The 7,561-nt window shown below is 34.2% G+C and carries 6 protein-coding genes; 5 read left to right on the top strand and 1 reads right to left on the bottom strand.

The features are described from left to right. Nucleotides 1-412: 412 nt before the first annotated feature. On the top strand, nt 413-811 hold the full coding sequence (locus tag ACKI67_RS01210; protein WP_407461567.1) for a 30S ribosomal protein S15: 399 nt from the start codon (nt 413-415) through the stop codon (nt 809-811). A gap of 52 nt (nt 812-863) precedes the next feature. Continuing rightward, a complete protein-coding gene (locus ACKI67_RS01205) occupies nt 864-2,165 on the top strand; it encodes a DHHA1 domain-containing protein (RefSeq protein WP_407461568.1) in 1,302 nt (433 codons plus the stop codon). A gap of 181 nt (nt 2,166-2,346) precedes the next feature. Here the strand turns inward: ACKI67_RS01205 and ACKI67_RS01200 are convergent, their stop codons facing one another. Continuing rightward, the gene (locus tag ACKI67_RS01200; RefSeq protein WP_407461566.1) at nt 2,347-3,753 is read right to left on the bottom strand and encodes a peptide MFS transporter; all 1,407 of its coding nucleotides are present in this window, start codon (nt 3,751-3,753) and stop codon (nt 2,347-2,349) included. Between the two features lie 109 nt (nt 3,754-3,862). Here ACKI67_RS01200 and ACKI67_RS01195 point away from each other — a divergent pair, with 109 nt between their 5' ends. The 3 genes from ACKI67_RS01195 to ACKI67_RS01185 all read left to right on the top strand — a co-directional run. Continuing rightward, nucleotides 3,863-5,551, top strand: a complete 1,689-nt coding sequence (locus ACKI67_RS01195) for an ATP-grasp domain-containing protein (RefSeq protein WP_407461565.1) — start codon at nt 3,863-3,865, stop codon at nt 5,549-5,551. Between the two features lie 247 nt (nt 5,552-5,798). Continuing rightward, the gene (locus tag ACKI67_RS01190; RefSeq protein WP_407461564.1) at nt 5,799-6,758 is read left to right on the top strand and encodes a PLP-dependent cysteine synthase family protein; all 960 of its coding nucleotides are present in this window, start codon (nt 5,799-5,801) and stop codon (nt 6,756-6,758) included. Nucleotides 6,759-7,212: 454 nt separating this feature from the next. Further along, a partial coding sequence (locus ACKI67_RS01185; protein ID WP_407461563.1) for a phosphatase PAP2 family protein occupies nt 7,213-7,561 on the top strand: 349 nt, incomplete at its 3' end.

Here is a 7,561-nt window from a genome sequence, read left to right as displayed (position 1 = left end):
ATAAACTTTTTAATATTTTTTAATTAGCGAAAGATATTATAGACAGTTTTATCGAGGATTTGGTCTCTTTTATAGATAATGGATTGGTTTATTTTAAAATTGGAATCGTTAATCGCTTTTTGATTTAAAAATAAGATAATGTTTTTATTAAAATGATATTGGGATTTAAATCAGGTAAAACCCGTTTATTCTATTTTAGTCTGATTGATTGATTTTGAAACTTATTGTTTTAAATTTTGATTAATATCAGTTATTTTTTAAAGGTTTTTTCATTTTGAATTTAAAATGGTTTTTTAGGTGATAAACAATCGTTTATGATTATTTTAAATCTTTTAATGAGAATTATCACTATGAACTGTTTTACAAAGGACCTTACTATAAATAATCAATAAACTTATCGGAGAGGATATTTATGGCAAGACCAGAATGGATCGCATACAGTAACGAAGAAATCGAAGAATTTATTGTAAAATTCAAAAGAGAAGGTAAATCTGCAAGTCAAATCGGAGTAATTTTAAGAGACCAATACGGTATTCCTAGTGTCAAAGAAGTCACTGGTGAAAAAATTACCCAAATCTTAAAAAGAAACGGTCAAGCTGAAGATTACCCTGAAGATTTAATGAATTTAATTAGAAGAGCAGTAAATATCAGAGATCACTTAGAAGAAAACCCAAAAGACCTTCATGGTAAAAGAGGATTAACTATCATTGAATCTAGAATCCGTAGATTAGGTAGATACTATGCAGCAAATGGTCAATTACCAGAAGGATGGAGATACGATCCAACAAAAGCAGCACTTCTCGTTAAATAGGGATAGTGAAAAACACAATTCTCTATTGAATAGAGGGTGTGAAGCTTCAGATATGCTAAAAAAGCATATCGAAAATGAAAACATTATTAGATTAATTTCTCATAATGATGCTGATGGAATTTCATCAGCAGGTATTATAGCCAATGCTATAAATGAAGAAGGGGGACAATTCCATATAACAATTGTTCCTCGTCTCAAAGCAGATGTCATTAGGGATGTTGCAAAGGAAAAATATGAGTTGTATGTTTTTTCAGATATGGGCAGTGCCTGCATCAAGCAACTCAATTCTCTAAAGGCAGATGTCATTGTTGCAGATCATCATCAACCAAGTGCCCATCAGGCAAATGACAATATTGTTCATGTAAACCCTCACCTATTCGGCATCGACGGAAGTCGTGACCTAAGCGGTGCAGGTTCCAGCTATATTTCAGTTAGGGACATGGATAAAAAACATTTGGCTTATATGGCTCTTATTGGCGCTTTTGGCGATATGCAGTGTCAGAACAGATTTACTGGCGTAAATCAATTGATATTGAAAGATGGTCAAGAGGCAGGCAATTTGGAAATCCATGAAGATTTAAAGATAGTCTCCAAAGCACAGGAACCTCTATTCAAATCAATTGCATATACCTTGAATCCTCCGCTTCCTGGATTGACAGGCAGTTTGGAGAATTCACAGGAACTCCTTGAAAAGATGGGGGTTTCCTATGGTATTCAGTTCATTGAATTGGAAGATGAGGAAAAGGATGTTGTCAAGGATGAGCTTGTAAAGGTAAATCCTCAAATCTTTGGTGATGTCTACAGTGTTCCTCGTGAACATCCAGTTTTACGTGATTTGGAAGAATATTCTGCAATCTTGGATGCTTGTGGTAAAAACAAGGAGTATGGATTGGCGCTTAGCATAGTTCTTGGTGAAAGAGGCGAATCTTTGGATAAGGCTCTTGAACTTCAAAAGGCTTATAGGAATGATCTCACTAAAGGATTCGATTGGATCAGCCGTGAAGGCGCTCAACAATTGGAGAATATCCAATTCCTCTACAGTGAGGATAAAGTTCTTAAAAGCATTATGGGAACAATTGCTGGTGTAGGAATGTCTGCTAAAATATTGGACGACAATAAACCTATTTTAGGTTTGTCCAGACTTCACAAGGATATTAAGGTTTCTGGCAGAGCAACACGTCCTATGGTTGCCCGTGGAGTCAATTTAGGCAAAGCTTTGGCTGATGTATCAGTGAACTTTGGTGGTCAAGGTGGTGGACATGACATCGCAGCTGGTGCTATGATACCATATGAAGCTAAGGATGAATTCTTACATTTAGTTGACCAATGTATTGGTGAACAATTAAATAGTTAAGATAATTCTTAGCTATTATTTTTTTTTTATTAATTGCTATTTTTTTTTAAACTATTTTTTCATGTTTTTAGCTTTTTTAATAATTTGATCAATGTTTAAGCTATTTTTTCATGTTTTTAGCTATTTTTATAGTTTATTCAATGTTTTATCTTTTTTATTTAATTGTCACATACTTTGTTAATTATTCTATACCATGCATGAGTTTTTTAATTCTATTTCTGAAAAGTGTCCAGAATATGAAAAGAGTTCCTGCAAGTATGATGAACACCCATAAAAATGCTGCTAAATCAGGGATTGGAATGATATTGAATAAATCATTGGCCACTCCTGCCTTTTCTGGGAATGAACTTGCAAATATACCTGCAAGCACTGCTGATATTGCAGTTGAGGCATAATATGTTCCGACCATTAAGGAAGCATGCTTTACCGGTGCCAATTTTGAAATCAAACTTAATGCTATCGGTGATATAAATAGCTCTGCAATAACCAGTGTAAAGTTAAACAAGACCATCCAAATCATACTCATTTTTCCTGGTGATAAATACGCAGGTATTAAAAGAATTATGTATGCTATAACGATTGATAACAATCCTATGCTCATTTTACCAATGGATGAAGGTTCCTTATCTCTATTATTAAGCATGGAAAACATTTTTATGAAGATAGGGCTGAGAATTATAACAAACAATGGATTTAGACTTATATACATTTGAGGGCTTAGTGTATAGTGGATGAATGGGACAGTATTGTCAACATAATTCATCACCAATATAAGCATTGATGTATTGATTTGTTCAATTGCAGAACATAGTATAATGACAACAATGAGAATTATTAAACTTGCTTTTATGCGGTCCACTTCTATCTTGCTTAATTTTCTATTGATATCATCGCCAAATTCTGCTTTGATATCCTTGTAAAGAGGGTTTGTACCAAGAGGGGTGCCATCTTCTGAACATAAGTATCTGTCCTTGATTACAAAATAGCTGATGAGTCCTATTATATTGGCTATTGCACCTATCAAAAATCCATATTGATATAAGCTAGGGTCATGCACTCCAACGACCACTCCTAAAATCAATGGACCAAAAAATGCACCAATATTGAATACCATATAGAAAAGGGTATATGCTGCATCCATAAGGGATTCTTGGCCTTTATAAAATAGTGTTATGAAGGAAGTGGCACTTACTTTCAGAAAACCGCTGCCTATTGCGAGGAAGACCACACCTATCAAAAATATGATTTCAGGGGCGCTGAAGATAAAACTGGAATGGGTTGGGGTGGATAAGCTTAAACGATACAGGCTTGCATCATATGCAAATATCAATTGTGAAGTAAGCATCAATATGGAACCTAATACTATTGCCTTCCTGTTTCCTAAATGGGAGTCTGTAATTTGCCCTGTAGCCAATTGGAGGAAGTATGCAGATCCAATTATTACCCCATAAAGAAGAGTGGCGAATGACATTGAAAAATGCAGTACCTCCATCATATACAGTACCAATAGTCCACAAAAAATATAAAAGCTGAATCTTTCCCACATTTCTATAAATGAAATTGCGTATACTCCCTTCGGATGTTCCATCATAACCCTCCAAATTTAATCTTTATATTAACTTATTAAATTATATAGAATTATTTATATGTTTTACATTAAATATATTTAACTAATTAATAACAAATAAGGTGCTGTGATGGAAAACATAATTATTGTAGAATGTATGTCTACTGGGATTTATTTTGTACAGGATATTGTAGACAGAAATTACAATCCTATTGTATTGGATTCAAAATTAATTGATAATGAGGTAGGCAGAACTTATAATCACCATAAACAAGAGGATTTAAAGTTAATCACTGAGGATTACACTTTAATCACAGAAAAGGATACATATGAAGAAACTTTAGAAATGGTTAGAGAATATGATCCTGTTTTGATATTGCCTGGCAGTGAAAGGGGTGTAGCATTGGCTACAAGATTGGCCAATGACTTAAACCTTTTATCCAATTCCTATGATAATATTGAAGCGATGACCCTCAAGGATAAGATGCAGGAGAGATTGAAGGAAAATGGCCTTAGATCTATCAGAGGGCAAGTGGTAAAATCAGTGGAAGAGGCGATTGAATTTTATGAAAGTGAAGATCTCAAGAAAGTTGTCATAAAGCCAAGCTATAGTGCAGCCTCTTCAAGCGTAAAGATTTGCCTAAGCAAAGATGATATGATAAGTAACATTAAGGAATTGTTCAATGATTATAATTGCTATGGGGATGAAAATGCAGAGCTTCTAGTTCAGGAGTACATTGAAGGGGAAGAGTATATCGTAAATACGGTCTCATCAGAAGGAAAACATAGGGTAACCTTGATATGGAAATATTCCAAGGTCAAGACTTCCGATGGCAGCGTCATTTATGACATTATGGAGACTGTAGATGAATTGAGCCTTGGCGAGGCTGAAATGGTTGAATATGCATATAATGTGGCTGATGCAATCGGTATTGAATATGGGCCGATTCATGGAGAATACATGATTGACGAAAAGGGGCCTGTCTTGGTGGAGGTCAATTGTCGTCCATGTGGTGGTACATTGGCTCCGGAGTTCTTAGATAGGATTTCCGGACAGCATGAAACAGACAGTGTTTTAGATGCATATCTAAAGCCGGAACTCTTCAATCAAAAAAGAAGAAGGCCATATAGGCTTTTTGCAAAAGGAGTCATTAAGGATTTCATTGTCCCTTATGATTTGGTTGCAGAGTCAACCTCTATCCATCACATAGGCAAAAACTTAGAAAGCCATTACAAAACAGTGTTTGAAGATATAAGCCTTCCTGGAAAGTCATTTATAAAGACCAAAGATCTCATGTCAAGTTGCGGTTTGATTTATTTGGTGAATGAGGATTACTACACTCTTCAAAAGGAGATTGATTTTCTCCATGACATTGAAAAGAATGCTTTTTCATTGATTCTCTCTGAAAAGTCAGATAAAAGCAATATAGATTCTATTGATTATGCTGAGATAAAGCCATTATTGGAAGAAGCCAATTTATACGGAAGCTCTTTGCTTGTAAGTGATGTGCTCTTTGATGACTTAAATCTCAAACAGGTCAAACCTTTGGAAATCGATAGCATCATTGGAGATTATGATTCCGTATTCATCAATGTCTCAAAGAGCATTCATGATTTAAATGGTGAAGAGATTACCAAAATCTTTTTAAATAGCATAAGTCATGTCAAGAAGGGAGGATTCCTATTTGTTCCTGCATTGACATATGAAGCTATTCCTGGTGGAAGAAAGGTCCTAGAAGGGCTTGTAAAAACATTGAAGCTAAGAATTGTGGTTCCGCCATCTGATTATGGGAATGTTATCATTGCTTCTAAGACCTAATTTTTTTTATCTTTTCACTTTTATTTTTTTAGATTAATTCTCTTTATTTTTAGTTTTTTTCACTTTTATTTTTTTTTAGACCAATTCCCAATATTTTTTAGATTATTTATCTTAATTTTTTTAATTTTTAATAAAAACTTGAATTTCAACACTTAATTTAAAAAAGTATTTTATAAGAAAAATACATAAATTATAATGTTATACTGATTTACTAAATTTATTTTATCATTAAATTGGATGTTGTTTTATGAATGTAGGAAAATTAGTTGGTAATACACCAATGATCAAAATTGATTATGAATATGAAGGAAAAAAAGGAAGCATATTCACTAAACTTGAATATTACAACTATTCTGGAAGCATTAAAGACAGAATAGCTTTATACATAATCGAAAAGGAAAAAGAACGAGGCAATTTAAAGGATGGTCAACCTATCATAGAGGTTACAAGTGGAAATACCGGTATTGCATTCAGTGCAATCGGCGCTCTCTTTGGCCATGAGGTTCATATATTCATGCCTGATTGGGTATCTTTAGAAAGAAGGAAACTCATTCAAATGTATGGTGCAGAAGTTCATCTCGTATCCAGAGAAGACGGTGGATTCAAGGGAGCTCTTGAACTTGTAGAGGACTTTGCAGAGGAAATTGGAGCATACAAGCCAAAACAGTTTGACAATGAATTGAATTTCGATGCCCAATATTACACTACCGGCCAGGAAATCATAGATGATTTCCCTGAAGTGAATGCCTTTGTTTCAGGTATTGGAACCGGAGGCACACTAATGGGTGTAGGTAAAAGGATAAAGGACTATAATCCTGATGCCAAAGTCTTTGCTTTGGAGCCTAGTACATTATCCATTCTTAAAATGGGGATGGATGAAGGAAGCCATATGATTGAAGGAATTGGAGATGACTTCATTCCCGGAATCGTTGATGAGGAATTGATTGATGACATTGTATTGATTCATGATTATGATGCAATCAACATGTCCAAGAGAATTGCTCAGGAATTCGGTTTGGGAATAGGCATTTCAAGCGGTGCAAACTTCCTTGCAAGTGTACTTATGGACAGTGATGAGTATAATATAGCAACTGTCTTCCCAGATGACAATAAGAAGTACATTACAACTAAATTGTCTGAACCTGTTGATGAAGATCCTAAATTGGAATCCAATAAGGTAAAGTTAATTGGCTTTGAAGTAATTTAGCCCAGCTTTTACTCGCCTTTGGCTCGTAAAATCTGGACCAAAACTCTTTTCAAACTTTTAGAAAAAATTTGATTAAATTTTTCACTAGTTGGGAGTATTTTCTCACTAGTTTTTCTATTTTTTTATTTTTCAAAAAGTTTTTTTTTTTCATTATGAAAATTAAACTTCTATTTTTTTTATTTTTCAAAAAGTTTTTTAATAATAAAATTAAACTTTCATATAGGTATAGGGGATTTTACTTTTTTTAAATAAAATTTTGTGCATTTTAAATTAAATAAGAAATTAATGCTTATTCATTTGAGGTGATACCATAAACATTTTAATCGATCCCTTATTATACATACAATTTTTAAGACAAATCACTGGTGGAATTTTCAACTCATTTTTCCTCACATGCTCATATATTGCTGATGATGCACCAATCATAATCATTATTGCCACAATTTACTGGTGCTTGAACAAGAAATTAGGCGAATATCTCTTTGTATCACAAGCAGGTGCAGATCTGGTCAATGGATTTGCAAAAATTACAGCTTGCGTCTATCGTCCATGGATTCTTGATTCAAGGGTGCAACCTCTCGAAGAGGCATTTCATGGCGCTTCAGGATATTCATTTCCAAGTGGCCACACCACTGTAGCCACAAACCTATTTTTTGGGGCAGTCTTAAGGGGAAAATTCTCCAAAGGGCTTAACATTGCATTATTGGCTTGTCTCTTCCTAATAGGTTTCAGCCGTAATTATGTCGGTGTGCATACTGTTTTAGATGTGATATGCGGTTTTATATTGACAGCGATTGTGCTTT

This window comes from Methanobrevibacter sp. (assembly GCF_045577275.1).
In the GTDB taxonomy this organism is placed as follows: domain Archaea; phylum Methanobacteriota; class Methanobacteria; order Methanobacteriales; family Methanobacteriaceae; genus Methanobrevibacter.
This window is presented reverse-complemented; position numbering and strand designations above follow the sequence as displayed.

Bases quoted from the DNA above. Each gene is read 5' to 3' on its own strand.
- ACKI67_RS01210 (WP_407461567.1), top strand. From the start codon at position 413: ATGGCAAGACCAGAATGGATCGCATACAGTAACGAAGAAATCGAAGAA.
- ACKI67_RS01205 (WP_407461568.1), top strand. From the start codon at position 864: ATGCTAAAAAAGCATATCGAAAATGAAAACATTATTAGATTAATTTCT.
- ACKI67_RS01200 (WP_407461566.1), bottom strand. From the start codon at position 3,753: ATGGAACATCCGAAGGGAGTATACGCAATTTCATTTATAGAAATGTGG.
- ACKI67_RS01195 (WP_407461565.1), top strand. From the start codon at position 3,863: ATGGAAAACATAATTATTGTAGAATGTATGTCTACTGGGATTTATTTT.
- ACKI67_RS01190 (WP_407461564.1), top strand. From the start codon at position 5,799: ATGAATGTAGGAAAATTAGTTGGTAATACACCAATGATCAAAATTGAT.